21 protein-coding genes are annotated in these 19,082 nt (G+C 69.6%); 11 read left to right on the forward strand and 10 right to left on the reverse strand.

The features are described 5' to 3' along the window. Window position 1 precedes the first annotated feature (1 nt). The 6 genes from tssC (IFT82_RS13180) to tssG are packed head-to-tail and all read left to right on the forward strand — an operon-like array spanning window position 2 to window position 7,109. Window positions 2-1,501, forward strand: coding sequence for a type VI secretion system contractile sheath large subunit (gene tssC / locus IFT82_RS13180; protein ID WP_192127478.1), 1,500 nt, complete (start codon window positions 2-4; stop codon window positions 1,499-1,501). Further along, on the forward strand, window positions 1,498-3,075 hold the full coding sequence (tssC, locus tag IFT82_RS13185) for a type VI secretion system contractile sheath large subunit (RefSeq protein WP_192127480.1): 1,578 nt from the start codon (window positions 1,498-1,500) through the stop codon (window positions 3,073-3,075). The genes tssC (IFT82_RS13180) and tssC (IFT82_RS13185) overlap by 4 nt, the downstream gene beginning before the upstream one ends. Beyond that, complete coding sequence (locus IFT82_RS13190; RefSeq protein WP_192127483.1) at window positions 3,072-3,857, forward strand: type VI secretion system accessory protein TagJ; 786 nt, start codon at window positions 3,072-3,074, stop codon at window positions 3,855-3,857. Before tssC (IFT82_RS13185) ends, IFT82_RS13190 begins: the two co-directional genes overlap by 4 nt. After that, entirely contained in the window at window positions 3,854-4,288 is a 435-nt protein-coding gene (gene tssE, locus IFT82_RS13195) for a type VI secretion system baseplate subunit TssE (RefSeq protein WP_192127494.1), read from the forward strand. The genes IFT82_RS13190 and tssE overlap by 4 nt, the downstream gene beginning before the upstream one ends. A 5-nt stretch (window positions 4,289-4,293) precedes the next feature. Further along, a complete protein-coding gene (gene tssF, locus IFT82_RS13200) occupies window positions 4,294-6,108 on the forward strand; it encodes a type VI secretion system baseplate subunit TssF (RefSeq protein ID WP_192127500.1) in 1,815 nt (604 codons plus the stop codon). Next, complete coding sequence (gene tssG / locus IFT82_RS13205) at window positions 6,105-7,109, forward strand: type VI secretion system baseplate subunit TssG (RefSeq protein ID WP_192127502.1); 1,005 nt, start codon at window positions 6,105-6,107, stop codon at window positions 7,107-7,109. The genes tssF and tssG overlap by 4 nt, the downstream gene beginning before the upstream one ends. 134 nt (window positions 7,110-7,243) lie before the next feature. Here the strand turns inward: tssG and IFT82_RS13210 are convergent, their stop codons facing one another. The 6 genes from IFT82_RS13210 to IFT82_RS13235 all read right to left on the reverse strand — a co-directional run bounded on the left by IFT82_RS13210 (window position 7,244) and on the right by IFT82_RS13235 (window position 14,045). Continuing rightward, window positions 7,244-8,794: a DHA2 family efflux MFS transporter permease subunit gene (locus IFT82_RS13210; protein ID WP_192127505.1), complete on the reverse strand. Its 1,551-nt coding sequence runs from the start codon at window positions 8,792-8,794 to the stop codon at window positions 7,244-7,246. Next, window positions 8,794-10,002: an efflux RND transporter periplasmic adaptor subunit gene (locus IFT82_RS13215; RefSeq protein WP_192127507.1), complete on the reverse strand. Its 1,209-nt coding sequence runs from the start codon at window positions 10,000-10,002 to the stop codon at window positions 8,794-8,796. The genes IFT82_RS13210 and IFT82_RS13215 overlap by 1 nt, the downstream gene beginning before the upstream one ends. Next, the gene (locus tag IFT82_RS13220) at window positions 9,999-11,426 is read right to left on the reverse strand and encodes an efflux transporter outer membrane subunit (protein ID WP_192127509.1); all 1,428 of its coding nucleotides are present in this window, start codon (window positions 11,424-11,426) and stop codon (window positions 9,999-10,001) included. The genes IFT82_RS13215 and IFT82_RS13220 overlap by 4 nt, the downstream gene beginning before the upstream one ends. Then, a complete protein-coding gene (locus tag IFT82_RS13225) occupies window positions 11,423-11,890 on the reverse strand; it encodes a MarR family winged helix-turn-helix transcriptional regulator (RefSeq protein ID WP_192127511.1) in 468 nt (155 codons plus the stop codon). Before IFT82_RS13225 ends, IFT82_RS13220 begins: the two co-directional genes overlap by 4 nt. A 58-nt stretch (window positions 11,891-11,948) precedes the next feature. Continuing rightward, entirely contained in the window at window positions 11,949-12,515 is a 567-nt protein-coding gene (locus IFT82_RS13230) for a GDSL-type esterase/lipase family protein (protein WP_192127513.1), read from the reverse strand. Between the two features lie 72 nt (window positions 12,516-12,587). After that, the gene (locus IFT82_RS13235; protein WP_192127515.1) at window positions 12,588-14,045 is read right to left on the reverse strand and encodes a PAS domain S-box protein; all 1,458 of its coding nucleotides are present in this window, start codon (window positions 14,043-14,045) and stop codon (window positions 12,588-12,590) included. 163 nt (window positions 14,046-14,208) lie between these two features. Here IFT82_RS13235 and IFT82_RS13240 point away from each other — a divergent pair, with 163 nt between their 5' ends. After that, window positions 14,209-14,478, forward strand: a complete 270-nt coding sequence (locus IFT82_RS13240) for a GlsB/YeaQ/YmgE family stress response membrane protein (protein ID WP_192127517.1) — start codon at window positions 14,209-14,211, stop codon at window positions 14,476-14,478. Window positions 14,479-14,684: 206 nt separating this feature from the next. On the opposite strand, the gene IFT82_RS13245 is transcribed toward IFT82_RS13240, so the two are convergent. Next, entirely contained in the window at window positions 14,685-15,005 is a 321-nt protein-coding gene (locus IFT82_RS13245; protein ID WP_192127520.1) for a hypothetical protein, read from the reverse strand. Between the two features lie 180 nt (window positions 15,006-15,185). On the opposite strand from IFT82_RS13245, the gene IFT82_RS13250 reads away from it, so the two are divergent. From IFT82_RS13250 to IFT82_RS13260, 3 genes are read left to right on the forward strand one after another with little or no spacing between them, the layout of a single operon-like run. Continuing rightward, complete coding sequence (locus IFT82_RS13250; protein ID WP_244646745.1) at window positions 15,186-15,707, forward strand: TspO/MBR family protein; 522 nt, start codon at window positions 15,186-15,188, stop codon at window positions 15,705-15,707. Beyond that, the gene (locus tag IFT82_RS13255) at window positions 15,704-16,063 is read left to right on the forward strand and encodes a thiol-disulfide oxidoreductase DCC family protein (protein ID WP_192127522.1); all 360 of its coding nucleotides are present in this window, start codon (window positions 15,704-15,706) and stop codon (window positions 16,061-16,063) included. Before IFT82_RS13250 ends, IFT82_RS13255 begins: the two co-directional genes overlap by 4 nt. Continuing rightward, window positions 16,060-16,554: a DUF427 domain-containing protein gene (locus IFT82_RS13260; protein ID WP_192127524.1), complete on the forward strand. Its 495-nt coding sequence runs from the start codon at window positions 16,060-16,062 to the stop codon at window positions 16,552-16,554. The genes IFT82_RS13255 and IFT82_RS13260 overlap by 4 nt, the downstream gene beginning before the upstream one ends. 4 nt (window positions 16,555-16,558) lie before the next feature. Here the strand turns inward: IFT82_RS13260 and IFT82_RS13265 are convergent, their stop codons facing one another. From IFT82_RS13265 to IFT82_RS13275, 3 genes are all read right to left on the reverse strand, one after another. Continuing rightward, complete coding sequence (locus tag IFT82_RS13265; protein WP_192127526.1) at window positions 16,559-17,050, reverse strand: nucleoside deaminase; 492 nt, start codon at window positions 17,048-17,050, stop codon at window positions 16,559-16,561. 91 nt (window positions 17,051-17,141) lie between these two features. Then, on the reverse strand, window positions 17,142-18,128 hold the full coding sequence (locus IFT82_RS13270) for an MBL fold metallo-hydrolase (RefSeq protein ID WP_342355116.1): 987 nt from the start codon (window positions 18,126-18,128) through the stop codon (window positions 17,142-17,144). A 31-nt stretch (window positions 18,129-18,159) separates the two neighbouring features. Beyond that, window positions 18,160-18,609: a PaaI family thioesterase gene (locus tag IFT82_RS13275; RefSeq protein ID WP_192127530.1), complete on the reverse strand. Its 450-nt coding sequence runs from the start codon at window positions 18,607-18,609 to the stop codon at window positions 18,160-18,162. A gap of 140 nt (window positions 18,610-18,749) precedes the next feature. On the opposite strand from IFT82_RS13275, the gene IFT82_RS13280 reads away from it, so the two are divergent. Further along, complete coding sequence (locus tag IFT82_RS13280) at window positions 18,750-19,079, forward strand: hypothetical protein (protein ID WP_192127532.1); 330 nt, start codon at window positions 18,750-18,752, stop codon at window positions 19,077-19,079. Window positions 19,080-19,082 lie beyond the last annotated feature (3 nt).

A 19,082-nucleotide genomic window follows, 5' to 3' on the forward strand; every position in this document is an offset into this window, starting at 1 on the left:
GATGAGCGACATCAACCGCGGCGGCCTTGCCTCGCCCGCCACCACCACGACGCTGACCGAGGGGCGCAGCCTGCTCGACGAGGCGATCGGCGCGACCCGCCAGACCGAGCCCGATCAGGTCGCCGAACTGCTGCGCGCCTTCACCGACGAGGCGCTGGCCGGCACCGTCAGCTATTCGCGCAACTTCACCGTCACGATGCGCGACGCGATCGCCGCGATCGACGCCAAGATGTCGGCGCAGCTCGCCGCGATCATGCATGACGAGAAGTTCAAGGCGCTGGAGGGCAGCTGGCGCGGGCTGCATTATCTGGTGACCAACAGCGAGACGGGGCGCGACATGCGCATCCGCGTCATCAACGCCAGCAAGCGCGACCTTGCCCGCGATCTGGAACGCGCGACCGAGTTCGACCAGAGCACGTTGTTCAAGAAGATCTACGAGAACGAGTTCGGCACGCCGGGCGGCGAGCCATATGGCGCGCTGATCGGCGACTATTATTTCGGCGCGGGGCAGGAGGATGTCGAACTGCTGCGCAACCTGTCGGGCGTGGCGGCGGCGGCATTCGCGCCGTTCGTCGCGGCGGCGGGGCCGCAAATGTTCGGGTTCGACACGTTCGAGGAACTGTCCAAGCTGCGCGACTTGAGTGAGAAGTTCCAGGCGGCGGACTACACCAAGTGGCGCGCGTTCCGCGATACCGACGATTCGCGCTTCGTGACGCTGACGATGCCGCGCGTCCTCGCCCGCCAGCCTTATGGCGAGGATACCAAGCGGATCGACGAATTCGCCTATGAGGAGGCGCCGGTATCGGGCAGCGGCGCCACCCGGCCGCTGGCGCACGACGATTATTGCTGGATGAACGCGGCCTATGCGCTGGGCGCGCGGATGACCAACGCCTTCGCCGAAAGCGGCTGGACGACCGCGATCCGCGGCGCCGAGGGCGGGGGCAAGGTCAGCAACCTGCCGACCCACGTCTTCCAATCGGACGACGGCGACATGTCCGAACAATGCCCGACCGAGATCGCGATCACCTCGCGCCGGGAAAAGGAACTGTCCGATCTCGGCTTCCTGCCGCTGTCGCACTACAAGAACACCGATTACGCGGTGTTCTTCGGCGCGCAGACGACGCAGCGGCCTAAGAAGTACGACCGGGCGGAAGCGACCGAGAATGCCGCGATCTCGGCGCGGTTGCCCTACATCCTCGCCTCGTCGCGGTTCGCGCATTATCTGAAGGTGATGGCGCGCGACAAGATCGGCTCGTTCATGGAGGTCGACGACGTGTCTGGCTGGCTGAACCGCTGGATCCTGAACTACGTCAACGCGGCCGAGGGCGGCGGGCAGGAAATCCGCGCCAAGTTCCCGCTGCGCGAGGCGCGGATCGAGGTGTCGCCGGTGCCGGGTGCACCGGGATCGTACAACGCGGTCGCCTATCTGCGGCCATGGTTGCAGATGGAGGAACTGAGCGCGTCCCTCCGGCTGGTGGCACGTATCCCCAAAAAGGCATGACGCCGGCGGGGGGAGCGGCGGGGGCGGGGGACGACGGGGGCGGCGCGGACGTCGCCCCCGTCGATCGCGCACCCGATGCCGGCAAGGTCGCCGGGTTCGATACCGGCCACGCGGCCGGCGCGGTGCCCGATCCGGCGGCGGCGGCGGGGGCGGATCGCTTCATCGATCTGGGCGGTGGCGATCTGGGCGGAGTGCCCCTGCCGCCACCGGATGCCGCGCCCGATCCCGCCGACGAGGCGGCGGCGCGGCGGGCGTTGCGGCGGCGGATCGACCGCGCGGTCGCGGCGATCGACACGATGCTGTCGGTGCAGGTCGACGCGATCCTCGCCCATCCCCGCTTCGCCGCGCTGGAGGCGGCATGGCGTGGCATCGCATGGCTGGTGCAGGGGCTGGGTGCGGACGGCCTGTCACGGTTGCGGCTGTTCGACGCGCGCTGGGCGGAACTGGTCCGCGATTTCGAACGCAGCGTCGATGTGGAACACAGCGCGCTGTTCGACATCGTCTACAATCAGGAATTCGACATGCCCGGCGGCGTGCCGTTCTCCATGATCCTCGCGCTCTATGCGGTGCAGCACCGGCCGTCGCGCGACCATCCGGGGGACGATGTCGGTGCGCTCCGGATGCTGACGCAGGTCGCCGCCGCCGCCTTCGCGCCGATCGTGATGGATGGTGCGCCCGGCCTGTTCGGGCTGGACGGGTTCGCCGAACTCGATCGCCGCCAGTCGATCGCCGCCGATTTCCGCCAGCCCGATTACCTGCGGCTGCACAGCCTGCAACAGCTGCCGGACTCGCGCTTTCTGGGGCTGGTGGTGCCACGGGTGCGATTGCGCGGCAGCTGGCGGGGGCGCAGCGCCGGGGATATCGGCTTCCGCTATGATGCCGACGACCGGCAGGTGTTGTGGGGGCCGGGGGCGCTGGCGTTCGGCGACATCTGCCTGCGCGCGTTTCGCGACCATCGCTGGCTGGCGGCGATCCGCGGCACCGTGCGCGACCGGCTGGAAGGCGGGGTGGTGGCGACGCTGCCCCCAGTCGATTTCGCGACCGACGCACCGGGCAAGATCCTGAAACCCCCGGTCGAGGTGCATGTATCGGAGACGATCGACCGCGAACTGGCCGAGGCGGGGTTCATCGCGATCCGCCGGGTAAAGGACACGCCGTTCCTGGCGATCCACAACATGCCCTCGCTCCACCGCCCCGCCCGCGTGTTCGGATCGGAGGTGGCGCGGGTTAACGAACGCCTGGGCACGATGCTCAACTACATCCTCTGCGTCGCGCGCTTCGCCCATTACATCAAGGTGATCGGGCGCGAGTGGATCGGATCGTTCCAGTCCGCCACCGAATGCGAGGTGCGGCTGCAACGCTGGCTGAACGATTACACCAGCGGCGGCGACGACATGGATTACGATGCCAAGGCACGCTTCCCCCTGCGGGAAGGCCGCATCACCGTGGCCGACATTGCGGGCAAGCCCGGCGCCTATGAATGCCGCGTCGCGCTGAAACCGCATTTCCAGCTCGATCAGGTCGTCAGCGAATTCCACCTCGTCACCACCATTCAGGAGCCGCGCGCGGCATGACCCACCCGTCCGATCCCGAACTCGCCGTCCTGCTCCGCGACGCGCGACTGGACGAGGCACGCGCGCTGGCCGCCGCGCGGGTACGCGCCAAGCCCGACGATGCCCGCGCCCGGCTCGACCTCGCCGATATGCTGATCGTGCTGGGGGAGTGGGACAAGGCGGACAACCACGCCGATCTGGCCGGCACCTACGATCCGTCGCGCGCGGTGGGCCTCGCGCTGCTGCGCCAGCTGATCCGCGCGGCAACGTGGCGCGACCAGAGTTTTGCCGAGCGTCGCCCGCCCGATCTGGTGACCGAACCGGATGCCGGCGTCGTCGCCGCGCTGGCGCTGCTCGCCGGCACCGCGCTGCCCGCCGACGAACCTGCCGCACTGACGGTGACGGTCGACGGACAGGCGCATGACGGGTTCCGCGATCTCGACGACCGGGTGGCGGGCGTGCTGGAGGTGCTGACCGGCAACGGCCGCTATCTGTGGGTGCCGCTGTCGCAGGTCGCCGCACTCCGCCCCGCCAAGCCGGAGCGGCTGCGCGATCTGGTATGGCGCCCCGCCGAAATCGAGGTGACGGGCGGGCCGAGCGGCACCGTCTATATCCCCGCGCTCTACCCGTTCGCGGGCGGCGGGGGCGATGCCACCCACCGGCTCGGCCGCGCGACCGACTGGGTCGAGGAGGCGGACGGGCGGTTGCGCGGGATCGGCCAGCGCGGCTGGCTGGCTGGCGACGATATCCTGACGCTCGACGGATTCGAGGAATTGAGCGTCGCCCCGGATACCGCCGCATGATCGCCGGCAGCCTGCTCGACCGGACCAGCATCCATCAGGCCGGCGATGGCGGCATCGCCGCGCAGCGCGAAAGCCTGCGCCGCGATATCGAGGCGATGCTGAACAGCCGCCGCCACCTGCTCAGCTGGCCGGTCTGGTTCGAGGAACTGGACCGCTCGCTGCTCGCCTATGGGCTCGACGATCTGACCAACGAGAGCCTCGCCTCCGCCGATTTCCGCGCGCGCTTCGTCGAGGAGGCGGAGAAGCAGTTGCGCCGGCTGGAACCCCGGCTCGGCCGGTTCGAGGTGACGGTGCTGCCCAACCGCGACGAACTGGACGCCACGCTCCGCTTCCGCGTCACCGGCACGGTGATGCTGGGGACGACGCGTGAGGAGATGTATTTCGACAGCCATGTCGATCCCGTCCGCGCGCAACTGGTTATCGGGGGCTGACCGGCATGTTCGACGACATATTGCCCTATTACAACAGCGAGTTGCGCTTCATGCGGGCGATGGCGGGCGAGTTCGCCGCCGCCAATCCCAAGGTCGCCAGCCAGCTGCGCATCTCCGCCGACACGATCGACGATCCGCATGTGCTGCGCCTGCTGGAGGGATTCGCCTTTCTCAACGCGCGCACGCGGATGAAGCTGGACGACGATTTTCCCGAGCTGACGACCGCGCTGCTCGATATCCTCTATCCGCATTATCTGCGTCCGTTCCCCGCCATGTCGATCATGCAGGTGACGCCCCGGCCGGGGATGCGCGGATCGGCGACGCTGCCCGCGCGGACCGAGGTGCTGACCGAACCGGTGGAGGGAGAGCCGGTCCGTTTCCGCACCGGTTATCCGGTCGAACTGTGGCCGATCGAACTGACCGCCGCCGCGGTCGGCGGATTGCCGCTGGATGCGCCGCTGAACCGGGCGGCGGGCCATGCCACCGGCGTGCTGCGCCTGTCGCTGGCGTGTCTGGGCGATGCCGATTTCGGATCGCTGGGGATCGACCGGCTGCGGTTCCACATCCACGCCGAACCGCGCGTGTCGCAGATGCTGTACGAACTGGTGGTCGGCGGCACGATCTCGGTCGCGCTGGCGGACAGCGCGGTGGATGCCGATCCCGTCATCCTCGGCCGCGACGCGATCCGCGCGGTGGGGTTCGCGGCGGACGAGGTGCTGTTGCCGCTGGGCGCGGTCAGCGATCCGGCCCACGCTCTGCTCAGCGAATATCACGGGTTTCCCGACAAGTTCCTGTTCTTCGACATCACCGGCATGGCCGCCAAGACCCTGCGCGACGGCAAGCGCACGATGGAGGCGTTCCTGTATCTCGACCGGTTCGATCCGGCGCTGGAACGCCTCGTCACCGCCAGCGATTTCCGCCTGTTCGCCACGCCCGTCGTCAACCTGTTCGAACAGGCGGCGGAACCGATCCGCCTCGTCCCCGGCCGGTTCGAGCATCGCATCATCCCCGATGCCCGGCGGGAGGGGACGACCGAGGTCTATTCGGTCGACCGGCTGATCGTGGCCGACCGCACCGGCCGCGAACAGGCGTACAGCCCGTTCTTCGGTACCGGCGAGGATCGCGGATCGCCGGGGCTGCGCTACTGGCACCTGACCCGGCGCACCGCCACCGCGCCGACCGGGGGCGACGACATGTTCCTGACGCTGACCGATACCGCCGGCGCGGTGGTGGCGGATGCGGATCACGTCGCCTCGATCGACCTGACCTGCACCAACCGCAATCTGGCCGCCGCGCTGCCGTTCGGCGGCGGGCGGCCGAAATTGACGCTGAGTACGGCCGCCTCACTGGTGTCGGGCGCGGAACTCATCACCGCGCCGTCGCCGACCCTGCGGCCGCAGCGCGGGGCGGGGGCCTTGTGGCGGCTGATCTCGCACCTGTCGCTGGGGCAGATCAGCATCGCGGAGCCGGCACTGGCGCTGTCGCTGGTCAAGGAACTGCTGGTCCTGCACGAATATCAGCCGAGCACCGCCAGCCGTATCCTGCGCGAACGGCTGAAGACGTTGACCACCACGGTATCGAGCGCGCGGGCGCCGGCGGGGGGGCATATCGCCTTCATCAGCGGGATCGACGTGATCGCGGAGTTCGAGGATCGTCGCCTGTCCGGATCGGGCGCGTTCCTGCTGGGGACGCTGCTCGATCGGCTGTTCGCGGCGATGGCGGCGATTAACGCGTTCAGCCGCCTGCGCCTGACACTGGCGGGCGACCGCGAGGTCTGGCAGCAATGGCCTGCGCGCACGGGCACGCGGACGCTGGCATGACCCCGCCGTCCGCTCCGTCCGACCTGCCCGAGGGGTTGCGCGCGGAATTCTTCGAGGCGGTGCGGCAGGTGATCGCCGCCTCGGGGATCACCACCGCCGGCCCCGCGATCGGGGGTGACGTGCGCCCGACGGCAGAGCCGGTCCGCTTCGTCGCGATGCGCGGTTCCCGCCATCCCGATGCGGAACTGGGGGCGGCGACGCAAGGCGAGCCGGGCGGACAGGTCCGGATGGAGGCGGCGTTCATGGGGCTGACCGGCCCGATGGGGGTGATGCCCGACCATTACACCGAACTGGTCGTCGCCCGCGACCGCGCGCGGGACGAGGCGTTCGGCACGTTCGTCGATCTGTTCAACCACCGCGCGATCAGCCTGTTCTACCGCGCCTGGGCGAAATACCGGGTGCCGGTGGGGTTCGGCGAGACCAAGGGATCGCTGGCCGATCCGGTGTCGCGGCTGCTGGCGGCGCTGGCCGGCCTGACCGGGCCGGGCGAGGACCCGCGCATTCTGGGGGCGGCGGGGCTGCTGGCGCGGCGGGTCCGCTCCCCCGATGCGCTGCGCCGGACATTGGCCGCGCTGTACGACGTGCCGGTCGAGGTGATCGAGCTGGCGCCGCGCCGCATCCGCATCGACCCGGCGGAACAGACGCGGCTGGGCGGGCGGACGACGGTGTCGGGGGCCTATGCCCGGCTGGCGGTGGATGCGGTGCTGGGCACGAGCGCGGTGGATGTCGCGGGGCGGTTCCGCGTGAAGGTCGGCCCGGTCGACCGCGCGCGGTTCGACGCGTTCTTCACCCCCGCCATGCTCCATGCCCGGATGGTCGCCACCATCCGGCAGGTGGCGGGCGCCACTGCCGATTTCGACATCCAGCTGATCCTGCGCAAAGAGGCGGTGCCCCGTGCCGCGACGGGCATGACGACGCGGCTGGGGCAGACGAGCTGGCTGCTCCACGGCCTGGCGGAGCATGACCGCGCGGATGCGGTGCTGTCCAGCCGGCCGCTCTGACCAGTCATTGAGTCGAAGCGCACTCGCCCCGCCGTCATTGCGAGCGTAGCGAAGCAATCCAGGGTCGAGTGCGTGGCGCTGTGGATTGCTTCGCTACGCTCGCAATGACGGAGAGAGCCTGATGTCGTCGCGCTTCAATCCGCCGCGACGGGGCCGCTCGGCGCGCTGGCGCGGCGGGTGAACCAGACGATCACGACCAGCGCGAGGCACAGCCAGGCCGACAGGCGGAACAGGTCGGTCGAGGCGAGCAGATACGCCTGCCCGACCATCTGCCGCGTCACCGCGCCGGCCGCCTGCGTGTCGGTCAACCCCATCCGGGCGAGCGCGTCGCGCGCCATGGTGAGGGGCATCCCGCTGCCGACCGCCTCCGACAGGCGGCTCTGGTGCAAGGCCTCGCGCCGGTCCCACGCGGTGGTGATGAGCGAGGCGGCGAAACTGCCCGCCGTGATCCGCGCGAAGTTGGAGATACCGCTGGCGGAGGGCAGCCGTTCGGGCGGAATGCGATCGAGCGAGATGGTCAGCATCGCGAGGAAGAAGGTGCTCATCGCGATACCCTGCACCAGCAGCGGCAGCATCAGGTCCTGGAAGCTGGCATAGGTGGTGTAGCCCGAGCGCAGGTAATAGGAGAGGCCGAACGACGCGAACGCCACCGTCGCCAGGATGCGCGCATCGATCCTGCCGCTCATCTTGGCGACGAACGGCGTCAGCAGCACCGCCACCACGCCCGACGGCGCCGCCACCAACCCCGCCCACGTCGCGGTGTAGCCCATCTGTGCCTGCAACCAGAGCGGCAGCAGCAGCGTGTTGGCGAAGAAGACGGCATAGCCGAGGCAGAAGGCGAGCGTGCCGATCGCGAAGTTGCGGCTCTTGAACAGCGACAGGTTCACCGCGGGATTGGCATCGGTCAATTCCCAGATCAGCCATGCGACGAAGCCGATCGCGGCGATCACGGTGGCGACGACGATACGCTCGGAGGCGAACCAGTCGTCGTTCTTGCCCAGATCGAGCACGATCTGGAGCGCGCCGACCCACACCACCAGCAGGATCAATCCGACCTGATCGATCGGCAGCTTGCGGGTTGGCGTCTCGCGCGTCTTCAGCCCGCGCCAGCTGACGAAGCCGCAGAACAGGCCGAACGGCACGTTGATGAGGAAGATCCAGCTCCAGTGGTAATTGTCGGAGATGTAACCGCCCAGGATCGGCCCCATGATCGGCGCGACCAGCGTCGTCATCGACCAGATGCCGAGCGCGGTCGATCGCTTGTCGGGCGGGAAGATTGCGATCAGCAGCGCCTGGCTGCCGGGGATCATCGGGCCGGACACCGCGCCCTGCAACACGCGAAACGCGATCAGCGACGGCAGGTCCCACGCGATCCCGCACAGGAACGAGGCGATGGTGAACAGGATCACCGAGGCGCAGAAGGTCCTGACCACGCCGAACCGGCCCATCAGCCACCCGGTCAGCGGCACCGCGACGCCGTTGGCGACCGCGAAGGCGGTGACGACCCAGGTCGAATTGTCGCTGGATACGCCCAGATTGCCCGCGATCGTCGGCAGCGAGACGTTGGCGATCGTGCCGTCCAGCACCTGCATGAAGGTGCCGAGCGCCAGCGCGAAGGCGGTCAGCGCCAGCGCGCCGCCGGCCAGCGGGGCGGGCGACGCACCCGTGGCGGCGGGAGCGGCCATCAGCGGTTGGCCGCGATGATCTGCCGGATGCGCGCCTCGACCCGCGGGTCGCCGGCGGCGGTCTTTAGCCCGGCATAGGCCTGTCGCCCCGACTGCCCGATCCGGGTGCCCGACGTGTCGGCGGTATCCACCGTCGCCGCGACCGACAGGCCGACGCGCAGGGGGTTGGCGCGCAGTTCGGCGGGATCGAGCATGATCCGCACCGGCACCCGCTGCGTGATCTTGATCCAGTTGCCGCTGGCGTTCTGCGGCGGCAGCAGCGCGAAGGCGTTGCCCGATCCCGCGCCCAGCCCGACGATGCGGCCGTGATAGACGATGTCGTCGCCATACATGTCCGCCGTCACCGTCGCGGGCTGGCCGATGCGCAGGTCGCGCAATTGCGTCTCGCGGAAATTGGCGTCGACCCACAGCCGATCGAGTGGCACCACCGCCATCAGCGGCGTGCCCGCCGCCACCTGCTGCCCGATCTGCACCGTGCGCTGCGCGACGATGCCGGCGATCGGCGCGGCGACGTGCATGTGGCCCAGCGTGATCGCGGCGCGGCGATAGGCGGCGATCGCGGCCAGCACCTGCGGATTGGTGTCGACCGTGGTGCCCTGCACGGTGTTGCGCGACTGCGCCTGCCGGCTGCGGGTGAGCGCCAGCGTGGCAGCGGCAACGCGGACCTGGTCCTGCGCATGGGCCAGTTCCTCGCCCGACACCGCACCCTGTGCCGCCGCGCCCTGGCGGCGCACCAGATCACCGCGCGCCTCGGCCAGTTGCGCCTCCGCCTGCGCCACCGCCGCGCCGGTCTCGTTCACCGCGGCGAAGCTGGTCCTCGTCGCCCGCACCGCGCGCGCCAGATCGGCTTCGGCGGACGCGAGGCCGACATCGGCGGTCGCGGCGTCGAGGTCGATCAGCGGCTGGCCGGCGCGCACCATCTGCGTGTTGTCGGCATGGATCGCCAGCACCGTGCCGGGATCGCGCGCGGTGATCGCCACTACGTCGCCCGCGACATAGGCGTCGTCGGTTTCCTGTTCGGGTTTCGCCAGCAGGAAGTGGAACACCGCCCAGACGATCGCGGCGATCAGGACGACGAGGCCGAGCAGCATCAACCCCCGCTTGCGCGCCCGCGGATTGCCGGCGGGCGGGGTCGGTGGGGCGGGGGTCGGTGGGGCAGGGGGCGATGGCGGCGTGTCGGGTGCCGCAGGGGCGCGGGTATCGGTCATCGGTTCATGTCCCGGGAAGCGTCGAAGCCGCCGCCGAGCGCCAGCACCAGCCGCACCCGCGCCTGTGCGGCATCGGCGGCAAGATCGGCGTCGGCCTGTTCGGCGGCGAGGATGCGGATATCGTTGTCGATCAGGTCGAGCCGGCTGTCGAGTCCGCTCGAAACGCGGATGGCGTTCAGCCGATTGGTTTCGGCATAGCCGCGCACCACCGCGCGCTGCTGCGCCCGATCCGCCTCGGCCGCGCCGATCTGCGCGATCGCGTCCGCCGCCTCGCGCACCGCACCGACGACGCGGTCGTTGTAATCGGCGGTGGCGAGATCGAGCGCGGCGCTGGCGCCCGCCAGATCGGCACGACGGCGACCGGCGTCGAACAGCGGCAGGCTGATCGCCGGACCCACCCCGACCGTGCCGGCGTCGAGCGACAGCAGGTTGCCGATCCCGACCGCCTGGAGGCCGGCCAGCGCGGCAAGGTTGATGTTGGGATAATAGGCACGCTGCGCGACCTGCTTGCCGGCCGCCGCCGCCGCGATCCGGGCCTGCGCGGCGGCGATGTCGGCGCGGCGTGCCAGCAGGTCGGCGGGTACGACGGCGGGCAGCGGCAGCGCGGCGTCGAGCCGCAGCATGGTCGGCCGGATCGTGGCGGGATAATCGACCCCGCGCCCCGCCAGCGCGGCCAGCGCGTTCTTCGCCAGCACCGCCGCGGCGCGAGCGCGGACCAGCGCCTGCTGCGCCTGCGCGAGCAGCGTCACCGACGATTGCCGGTCGAGCTCGCTGGCCAGTCGGTTGCGGATACGGACATCGATCAGCCGCAACGAGCTGGCGCGCGTGGCGATGGTGCGTTCGGCGATGCGGCCCTGTGCCTCTGCCCGGACGAGATCGAGATAGGTCGACACCACCGAGGCGGACAGCGCCAGCCGGGCGGCGGTCAGGTCCAGCACGGCGGCCGCCCCTTGCGCCTCCGCCGCGCGGATTGCCGACCGCTGGCGCCCGAACAGGTCGAGATTCCAGTTGAGGTTGCCCAGCGCGGTGCCGACGAACCGGGTCGACCCCGCAAAGGGCGGCGGGATGGTGTAGCGACCGCTGAGCCGGGCGATCTGGCCCTGCGCATCGAGCGTGACCTGCGGCCCGGTATCGGCCCGGCGTGTCGACAACACCGCCTGCGCCTGCGCGACGCGGGCGATCGCACTGTCGAGCGAGGGGTTCCCCGCGACCGCATCCGCCACCAGCGTGTCGAGCTGCGGATCGCCGAAGCCCCGCCACCAGTCGGCGGCCAGTTGCGGTCCCTGCCCGGTCAGGCCCGGCGTGGTCAGGCCCTGCCCGGTGAGACCCAGCGCGGCAGGGGCGACCGGTGCCACCGCCTGCCGGGTCGCGGGGGCCGCGCAACCGGCGACCATCAGCGCCACGGCGAACACGGCGCGGGTCATACGCAAGGGGCTCCGGCCGCAACGGCGAGGGTGCCGCGCAGCTTCTGGAGCAACGAGATCATCATCCGCACCTCCGCCTCCGACCAGTCGGCAAGCCATGTGTTCCAGCAGGCCACGACGTGCCGCTTGCACCGCAGCGCCACCGCCTCACCCTCCCCGGTCAGCGCCAGCTTCACGCAGCGACGATCCTCGGGCGTACGTTGCCGGGTGATCCAGCCGCGCTCCTCCAGCGTATCGACCAGCCGGGTCATCGCGCCCTTGTCATGGCCCAGATCGCGGGCGAGGTCGGCGGCGGTGACCCCGCGTCCGAAGAAGATCGAGACGAGCGCGGACCATTGAATGCCCGTCAGCCCCTCTGCCGCGAACACCGGTTCCATCGCCACGCCGCCAAGCTGGTGCGCGCGCCGGATCAGATAGCCGATCGAAATATCGGGTGCGAACTCGGAATCGGCATAGAAGGGCATGTCGATGCCTTGGCAATGGTTGCCAAGGCAGTCAATTAACAAAGACGTTAATCGCCGATCAGCCGTCGTCCAGCATCCGCAGCACGGTCGGCAGCATCGCATCGACGACGAGATGGATGGCGGCGGCGTTGGGATGGATGCGATCGGCCAGCACCATATCCGCCCGGCCCAGAATGCCGGCGGGGAAGAAATCGCGACACGTCGCCCCGTGACGCGCGGCCAGTTCCTCGTGGATGCCCAGATGATGTCGGGCGCGGTCGTGCAGGATCGGCGGCGGCGCGACCGTCGTCAGCAACACGGGTATGTCGCAACGGCCGAGCTCGACGAGGATCGCGTCCAGCCCGGCGCGGGTGGTGGCGGGGGGCACCTGTCGCAGCACATCGTTCGGCCCGACCTGCACGATCGCCAGATCGGGGCGCGACGTCAGCCGCGACATCACCGACGGCAGGCGATGGCGGACATCGGCGGTCGTGTCGCCCGACCGGCCGGCATTGATGACGGTGGCGGCGGGATGGACGGCGCGCAGCCGCCGTTCCAGTTGCGTGGCGAAGCCATCGTCGGTCGCAAGGCCATAACCGGCGACCAGACTGTCGCCGATCGCAAGGATCAGGGGATAAGGGGGCATCGTTCCGTCCGGGATAGGGAAGGCGAGATAGGAAGGATCGGGCGCGGGGGAAGGGGGCCGTCCCGCCCCCCGTCAGGCGCGGCGCGATCCCATGCCGCGTTCACGCCCCCACACCACCGCGCCGCTGCGGCGGTTGACGCCGGTCTTGGCATAGATGTTGGCGACGTGGTTGCGCACCGTGTTGCGCGACAGGCCAAGCCGGGCGGCGATCGCGGCATCGTCCAGATCGTCGCAGATCAGGTCGAGGATTTCCCGTTCGCGCGGCGTGAGGTCGGATGGGGGCGCCTGGGTCTGTGGCCGTCGCAGCGTCGCCAGCTTGTCGAGGATCGAGCGGCTGAGCCAACTGGCGTCCTTCATCACCTCGTCGATCGCGCCGGCCAGTTCGGTTTCGGTGCGGCGACGCTCGGTGACGTCCTCGAACGCCCAGAGGATACAGGCGGCGCCGTCGACGTCGATCGTCTCAGCCGCGACGAGGCAATCGATCGGGCCGCCGTCCCGCCGCCGCAACCGTGCCTCGCCCGCGCGCAGCCGGCCCCGGTCGACGATCGCGGCATCGAGCGCGGCGCGCGGGATGTCACCGTCCCACAGGCCGAGTTGGTCGAACGTATGCGCGGTCGCCGCCGCCGCGTCATGTCCGGTCAGGTCGCGGAACGCGGCGTTGACGCGGAAAATCCGCCGGTCCGCGTCGCGGGTGATCGCCATCGCGACCGGCGCCATCTCGAACACCGCGACCAGATGCCGTTCGCTCGCCGCCAGCGCCTGTTCCGCCCGGTGGCGCGGTTCCAGATCGGCGAAGGTCAGCAACAGCGCATCCTCGCCGGTCACGTCGATCGGCTGGCCGGCGAACAGCACCAGCCGTCGCGACCCGTCGGCGACGAGCAGGTCGGCTTCCGCCTGCGGCACGATCTCGCCAGCCGCGATCCGGCGGCGCACGTCGGCTGGATCGGCGAGCCCGCCGAGCAGATCGAGGGCGAACAGCGATCTGTCGTGCAACTGTTTTTCGGTGAAGCCGGTGAGGGCGAGGAAGCCGGGATTGGCGCGCGCGATCCGCAGATCGGCCAGTCCCAGCACCAGGGCCGGCGCGGGGTTGGCCTGGAACATCGCATTGAACCGGGTTTCGGCGTCGAAGCGGGCGGATATGTCGCTGATGACCAGCGCGAGATAGTCGGCCTCGCCCCCGTCCTCGTCCATGATGACGTCGCGTACCTGATGGACCCAGCGCGCCTCGTCTTCCCCGGCGGGGGCGACCTGCACGATCTCGTCCGGAAACGGTTCGCCGGCGAGCAGGCGAAACAACGGATAGTCGCGGTGCCGCAGGGGCCGGCCATCCGCCGCGCGCAGCGAGAAGCGGCCGGCATAATCCTCCGCGGTCGATCCCAGTTCGGCCGCATCGTCCAGCCCGTGCATCCGCAACGCGGCGGGGTTGGCGCCGAGGATGGTGCCGGTCGGATCGAGCAGGATCACGCCGTCCATCAATTGCGCCATCAGCTGTTCGAGATGGCGGAGACCGGGGGCGGGATGGGATGGCATGGCTCATCAAGCGTGCGACGCCCGCACCCGGTTCCACGGTTCGTTACCAGTTCGACTGGTACAGGCATACCATCCGCCGAAGCTGGCCGGGCGGCATGATCTGAACATCATGGCACCGACGACGGTTTAACCCTCACTTGGTAAACAGCGTGAAGGAACGAACATGGGTCTCATCATACTTCTCGTCGTCGGCGGCGTGATCGGCTGGGTCGCCAGCATGGTGATGCGCACCGACGGCCAGCAGGGCATCCTGCTCAACATCGTGGTCGGGATCGTCGGGGCGGTGCTGGCCGGGTTCGTCGTGACGCCGTTGATCGGCGGGGCGCCGATCACCAGCGGCGTCATCAGCATCCAGTCGGTCGTCGTCTCGCTGATCGGTGCGATCGTGCTGCTCGCGATCATCAACCTCTTTCGTCGCGGCGCGGTGCGCTGAACCGGACCGTCCCGTTGCCGGCCGCGCCTATGGCCGGCGGCGGGACAGCCGGTATCATTCCATCCTGATCCCCCGTTCGCCACGGTCGCGGCAACGGGGGTTTCGCCCGTGGCGGCGGCGATCCGGCGGCGGGTGACATCGCGTACACGATGTCGCCGCCGGACCGTTCGCCCGGCCAGTTCGCCGGTAGGCGGCACCGGGTCCGGTCAGCCGGCGTCCTCGGTTTCCACCACGCCGGCCGAATCGAACTCGTCGAACGCATCGCGGACCTCCTCGGCGGTCTGTTCGTCCGCGACTTCCACCGTCACCACGATCGCACCGTTCAGCGGGGCATCGTCACGATCCTCCGCGCTGGGCGCGCCGGCCTCGGTGTCAGAACCCGCCTGTTCCTCGCCGACGCTGTTGCGATCACCCTCGGTGGTGATGAACACGGCGGCACGATCGAGGTCGAACTGCTGGACCAGTCGTTCCACCGTCATCTCGGCATTGCGGCGGGTATCGAACGTGGCGCTGAGCATAACCGACATGAGCATGTCCTTGGCGAATGTGACGACGGGATGCCGACGCGGGAGTCAACCATCGGTGAGCCTCCATGATCCATGGTCGCGGTCGATGATCGTCGTGGCGCGGTCGGGGCGAGGGAACGTCGGCGCGCCCGCTGCGCTTGGGTGATGGGCATCGCGCCCGCCACGCAAGGATGCCTCGACATGCCCGACGCCGATATCGCCCCCGCCCGTCCCGGCCTGTCGCGCCCGATGGCGTTCGCCGCCGTGGCGGCGGTATTGGGGGCCAGCGCCTGGCTCGGCCGGCGCAACGCCCCCGATCCTTCGCACCCCGGCATCCGTCGCTGGTACAAGCGGCTCGACAAGCCCGCCTATACGCCGCCCGATGCCGCCTTCGGCGCGGTGTGGCCGGTGCTGGAGACGGGGCTGGGCATCGGCGGCTATCGCCTGTTGCGGCAACCGGCGACCGATGGCCGCAACATCGCCGTCGGCCTCTGGCTGCTCAACACCGCGATGATCGGCGGCTGGACCGAGTTGTTCTTCCGGCGAAAGGCGCTGGGGGCCAGCGCGGCGGCGTCGGCGGCGATGATCGCGACCGGCACCGGCTATGTCGCGGCGGCTGGCCGCGTCGATCGGCCGGCGGCGGCGCTGGCGGTACCGTTCGTCGCGTGGCTGGGGTTCGCGACCCTGCTCGCCGAACGTATCCGGGAACGGAACGGGGCATGACCCGCGTCACCGTCTGGCATGACGGCGCCTGTCCCCTGTGCCAGCGGGAGATCGCTCTGATGCGGCGGCTGGACCGGTGCGGGGCGATCGATTTCATCGATGCCAGCGATCCCGCCGGTTCGTGCCCGATCGATCGCCGCACGATGCTCGCCCGCTTCCATGCCCGCGAGGACGGACGATTATTGTCCGGCGCGGCGGCGTTCGCGGCGATGTGGCGGGCCATTCCGCTGCTGCGGCCCCTGGGGATCGCGGCGCGCCACCCGCTGGTGCTGGCCGGGCTGGAACGGGCCTATCTGCTGTTCCTGCGCATCCGGCCCCGGCTCCAGTCGATCGTGCGCGACCGGGTGTCGGCATGAGACCGGTGCCCGACCGGCCCGCGCCGGGGCAGGAGAGCGTCTGGTCCTATCCGCGACCGGCGATCGCGGAGCGGTGCGCCCGCCACATCCGCATCGAGCATCGCGGCCTTGTCATCGCCGACACCAGCGCCAGCGTCCGCACGCTGGAGACCAGTCACCCGCCCGGCTATTACCTGCCGCCGTCGGATATCGTGATGGCGGCGCTGCGCCCTTCCGCACGCGGATCGTTCTGCGAGTGGAAGGGGCAGGCGGTCTATTACGATCTGGTGGTCGACGGCACCGTGATCGAGGATGTGGCGTGGAGCTATCCCGTGCCCACCCCCGCCTTCGAACCGCTGCGCGATCATATCGCCTTCTATCCCGCGCCGCTCGACGTCTGCACCGTCGACGGGGTGCAGGTCGTGCCGCAGGAAGGCGGCTTCTACGGGGGCTGGATAACGCCCGACCTCGCCGGTCCGTTCAAGGGCGGGCCGGGCAGCCGCTTCTGGTAGGCACCTATAGATTGGCCTGTTCGTCGGCCGGCAGATCGTCGTTGGGGCGGTAATAGAGCGTCGCGCACTCCTCGCGCAGGCATCCGCCCTCGATGACGAGGTCGTCGCGATAGGCCTTGCGCACGAAATCGAGCGTGTCGACATGCCGCGCCTCGAAATACATCGGATGCACGTCGGCCGCCCCGGCGCCGTAGACGACGCGCCCGACCTTGGACCAGATCGACGCCATCGTGCACATCCCGCAGGGTTGCAGCGTCGAATACAGGGTCGCGCCGCGCAGCTCCATCTCGCCCGTCCCCTCGCAGGCGCGGCGGATCGCCATCATCTCCGCATGGGCGGTGGCATCGGGCAGGTCCTGGGTCTGGTTGCGCTCGGCGGCGATCACCTTGCCGTCCAGCACGATCACCGCGCCGAGCGGTGAGGATGCCGGATCCGATCCCTTCGAGCGGGCGATCTCGATCGCCATGCGCATCCATTTCTCGTCGTCTTCGGTCATCGCTACCTCCGGCACAGGGAACGCAGCGGATGCCGACATGGTCCGCGCTGTCCTATCCCCATGAAAAGATATCGATTTCACATGCCGGTCGCTAATCGCCCGCCCAGTCGTACACGCCCCCCGGATGCGCGGCGACGAAGCGGCGGGGCGGGATGCCGGCGGCGGACAGGGCGGTGGCGAGCGCCAGCCGCGGCGCCTCGCGTGCCTCGTCGGTCAGCTGGAAGGTCCCCCAATGGATACCCAGCGCCTGCTTCGCCGCCACGTCGCGGAAGATGCGGACCGCCTCGGCCGGATCGACATGCTGCGCAGCCATGAACCATCGCGGCTCATAGGCGCCGATCGGGATCAGCGCCATGTCGGGCGCCGCCAGCCGCGCCCGGATGTCCGCGAAGAGCCGGCCGTCGCCATAGCCGGTGTCGCCCGCGAACCAGATCGTGCCGGCCGGCGTCGTCATGTGGTGCCCCGCCCACAGCGCCATGCGCACGTCGGAGGGCCAGCGGTTCGCCCAGTGATGGGCCGGCGTCAGCGTGGTGGATATCCCGCCGCCCAGGTCCAGCCGATCCCACCAGTCGCCGACGATGCATCGGGCATCGGGGATCGCGGCGCGCACGATCGCATCGTTGCCCAGCGGCATCGCCATCAGCGGCGCATGGGCGGCCTGCAACCGGCGCAGCGTCGCGACGTCCATATGATCGTAATGGCAATGACTGAGCAGCACGACGTCGATCGGCGGCAGGTCCGCAAAGGCGATGCCGGGCGCGGTCACCCGCGTCGGCCCGGCGAAGCGGAACGGGCTGGCCCGCTGCGACCATACCGGATCGGTCAGGATGTTGACCCCCGCCGCCTGGATCAGCAGCGAGGCATGGCCGACCATGGTGACGCGGATGCCCGGTACCCGCGCTGCCGGCACCGCTGGCGTCACCGGCACCATCGCCGGCCAGCGTTGCGCCGCGCCCGCCAGCTTCCAGCGCAGCATGTCGCGCAGCCCCCGGTCGGTCGCCGGCTGATCGGGGTTGAAGAAGCGGACGCCGTCAAAATGGTCGCTCGGCGGGCCGGCGTAATAGCGATTCCTCGTCACCATATCAGGGGTAGCGGGTCGGGGGCGGCGGTCAATCCGGCATCGCGAAAACGAGCAATGTCGAGGTCGCCGAGGCACATAGCCGGCCTTCGCCATCGTGCAGCGTCGCCTCGGCAAAGGCGACGCGGCGGCCGATCGACACCACCCGGCCCGCCGCCCGCACCCGTCCGCTCCGGTCGGACAGCCCGCGATGATAGGCGACCTTCAGTTCCAGCGTCGTATAGCCCTGGCCAGCATCCAGATGCGAATGCACCGCGATGCCGCAGGCGCTGTCGAGCAGCGTCGCGGCATAGCCGCCATGCACCGATCCGATCGGGTTATAGACGCTGCGATCGGGCGTCCCCTCGAACACCGCGCGGCCGCGTTCGATCTCGACAAGGTCGAAGTTCATCGTCTCGCCGATCGGCGGGCGCCGGCCCGACGCCAGCATCGCCTGCAACTGCGCCAGGCCGTCGAGCGGGGGGTGTTGGTCGGTAGGCATCGGACATTCTCCTGGGTGCGGCCGGTTCGGCGGGGGGCGGATGATGCGCGTGACGATCCGGTACCGGATCAATGGCTTGCGATGGGCCGTTCGCTAAGGATAGATCGCCGATCCGTATCAATCAGCCCGGAAACGCAAGGATGACGAACAATACGTCGCACGCCGATTCCTCCTTCAGGCAGGATACCCATCCGCAACCCGATGCACAGGGGCAGGCGGCCCTGCTGCTGATCGAAAGCCTGATTCACAGCCTGCTCGACAATGGCGCGCTGACCAAACCGCAGGCGCTGGAGGCCATCGACAGCGCGATGCAGGTCAAGGAGGAGAGCGCCGCCGAGGAAAAGGAGCCGACGCATACCCTTCGCCGGTCGCTGGCCCTGTTGGGTAACATGCAGCAGAGCATCGAGGCGCATTCCGGGCGTTACGATCCGTCGACCCAGGCGGGACCGCAGGTGGCGCAGCCGGGGTAGAAG

Origin of the sequence: Sphingomonas sp. CFBP 8760 (assembly GCF_014841615.1) — a bacterium.
Lineage (GTDB): Bacteria > Pseudomonadota > Alphaproteobacteria > Sphingomonadales > Sphingomonadaceae > Sphingomonas.

Coding starts and splice junctions, on each gene's coding strand:
- tssG (WP_192127502.1), top strand. CDS start 6,105: ATGACCCCGCCGTCCGCTCCGTCCGACCTGCCCGAGGGGTTGCGCGCG.
- tssE (WP_192127494.1), top strand. CDS start 3,854: ATGATCGCCGGCAGCCTGCTCGACCGGACCAGCATCCATCAGGCCGGC.
- IFT82_RS13265 (WP_192127526.1), bottom strand. CDS start 17,050: ATGACCGAAGACGACGAGAAATGGATGCGCATGGCGATCGAGATCGCC.
- IFT82_RS13260 (WP_192127524.1), top strand. CDS start 16,060: ATGAGACCGGTGCCCGACCGGCCCGCGCCGGGGCAGGAGAGCGTCTGG.
- IFT82_RS13275 (WP_192127530.1), bottom strand. CDS start 18,609: ATGCCTACCGACCAACACCCCCCGCTCGACGGCCTGGCGCAGTTGCAG.
- IFT82_RS13280 (WP_192127532.1), top strand. CDS start 18,750: ATGACGAACAATACGTCGCACGCCGATTCCTCCTTCAGGCAGGATACC.
- IFT82_RS13245 (WP_192127520.1), bottom strand. CDS start 15,005: ATGTCGGTTATGCTCAGCGCCACGTTCGATACCCGCCGCAATGCCGAG.
- IFT82_RS13240 (WP_192127517.1), top strand. CDS start 14,209: ATGGGTCTCATCATACTTCTCGTCGTCGGCGGCGTGATCGGCTGGGTC.
- IFT82_RS13225 (WP_192127511.1), bottom strand. CDS start 11,890: ATGCCCTTCTATGCCGATTCCGAGTTCGCACCCGATATTTCGATCGGC.
- IFT82_RS13235 (WP_192127515.1), bottom strand. CDS start 14,045: ATGCCATCCCATCCCGCCCCCGGTCTCCGCCATCTCGAACAGCTGATG.
- tssC (WP_192127480.1), top strand. CDS start 1,498: ATGACGCCGGCGGGGGGAGCGGCGGGGGCGGGGGACGACGGGGGCGGC.
- IFT82_RS13215 (WP_192127507.1), bottom strand. CDS start 10,002: ATGACCGATACCCGCGCCCCTGCGGCACCCGACACGCCGCCATCGCCC.
- IFT82_RS13220 (WP_192127509.1), bottom strand. CDS start 11,426: ATGACCCGCGCCGTGTTCGCCGTGGCGCTGATGGTCGCCGGTTGCGCG.
- IFT82_RS13250 (WP_244646745.1), top strand. CDS start 15,186: ATGCCCGACGCCGATATCGCCCCCGCCCGTCCCGGCCTGTCGCGCCCG.
- tssF (WP_192127500.1), top strand. CDS start 4,294: ATGTTCGACGACATATTGCCCTATTACAACAGCGAGTTGCGCTTCATG.
- IFT82_RS13255 (WP_192127522.1), top strand. CDS start 15,704: ATGACCCGCGTCACCGTCTGGCATGACGGCGCCTGTCCCCTGTGCCAG.
- IFT82_RS13230 (WP_192127513.1), bottom strand. CDS start 12,515: ATGCCCCCTTATCCCCTGATCCTTGCGATCGGCGACAGTCTGGTCGCC.
- IFT82_RS13210 (WP_192127505.1), bottom strand. CDS start 8,794: ATGGCCGCTCCCGCCGCCACGGGTGCGTCGCCCGCCCCGCTGGCCGGC.
- tssC (WP_192127478.1), top strand. CDS start 2: ATGAGCGACATCAACCGCGGCGGCCTTGCCTCGCCCGCCACCACCACG.
- IFT82_RS13190 (WP_192127483.1), top strand. CDS start 3,072: ATGACCCACCCGTCCGATCCCGAACTCGCCGTCCTGCTCCGCGACGCG.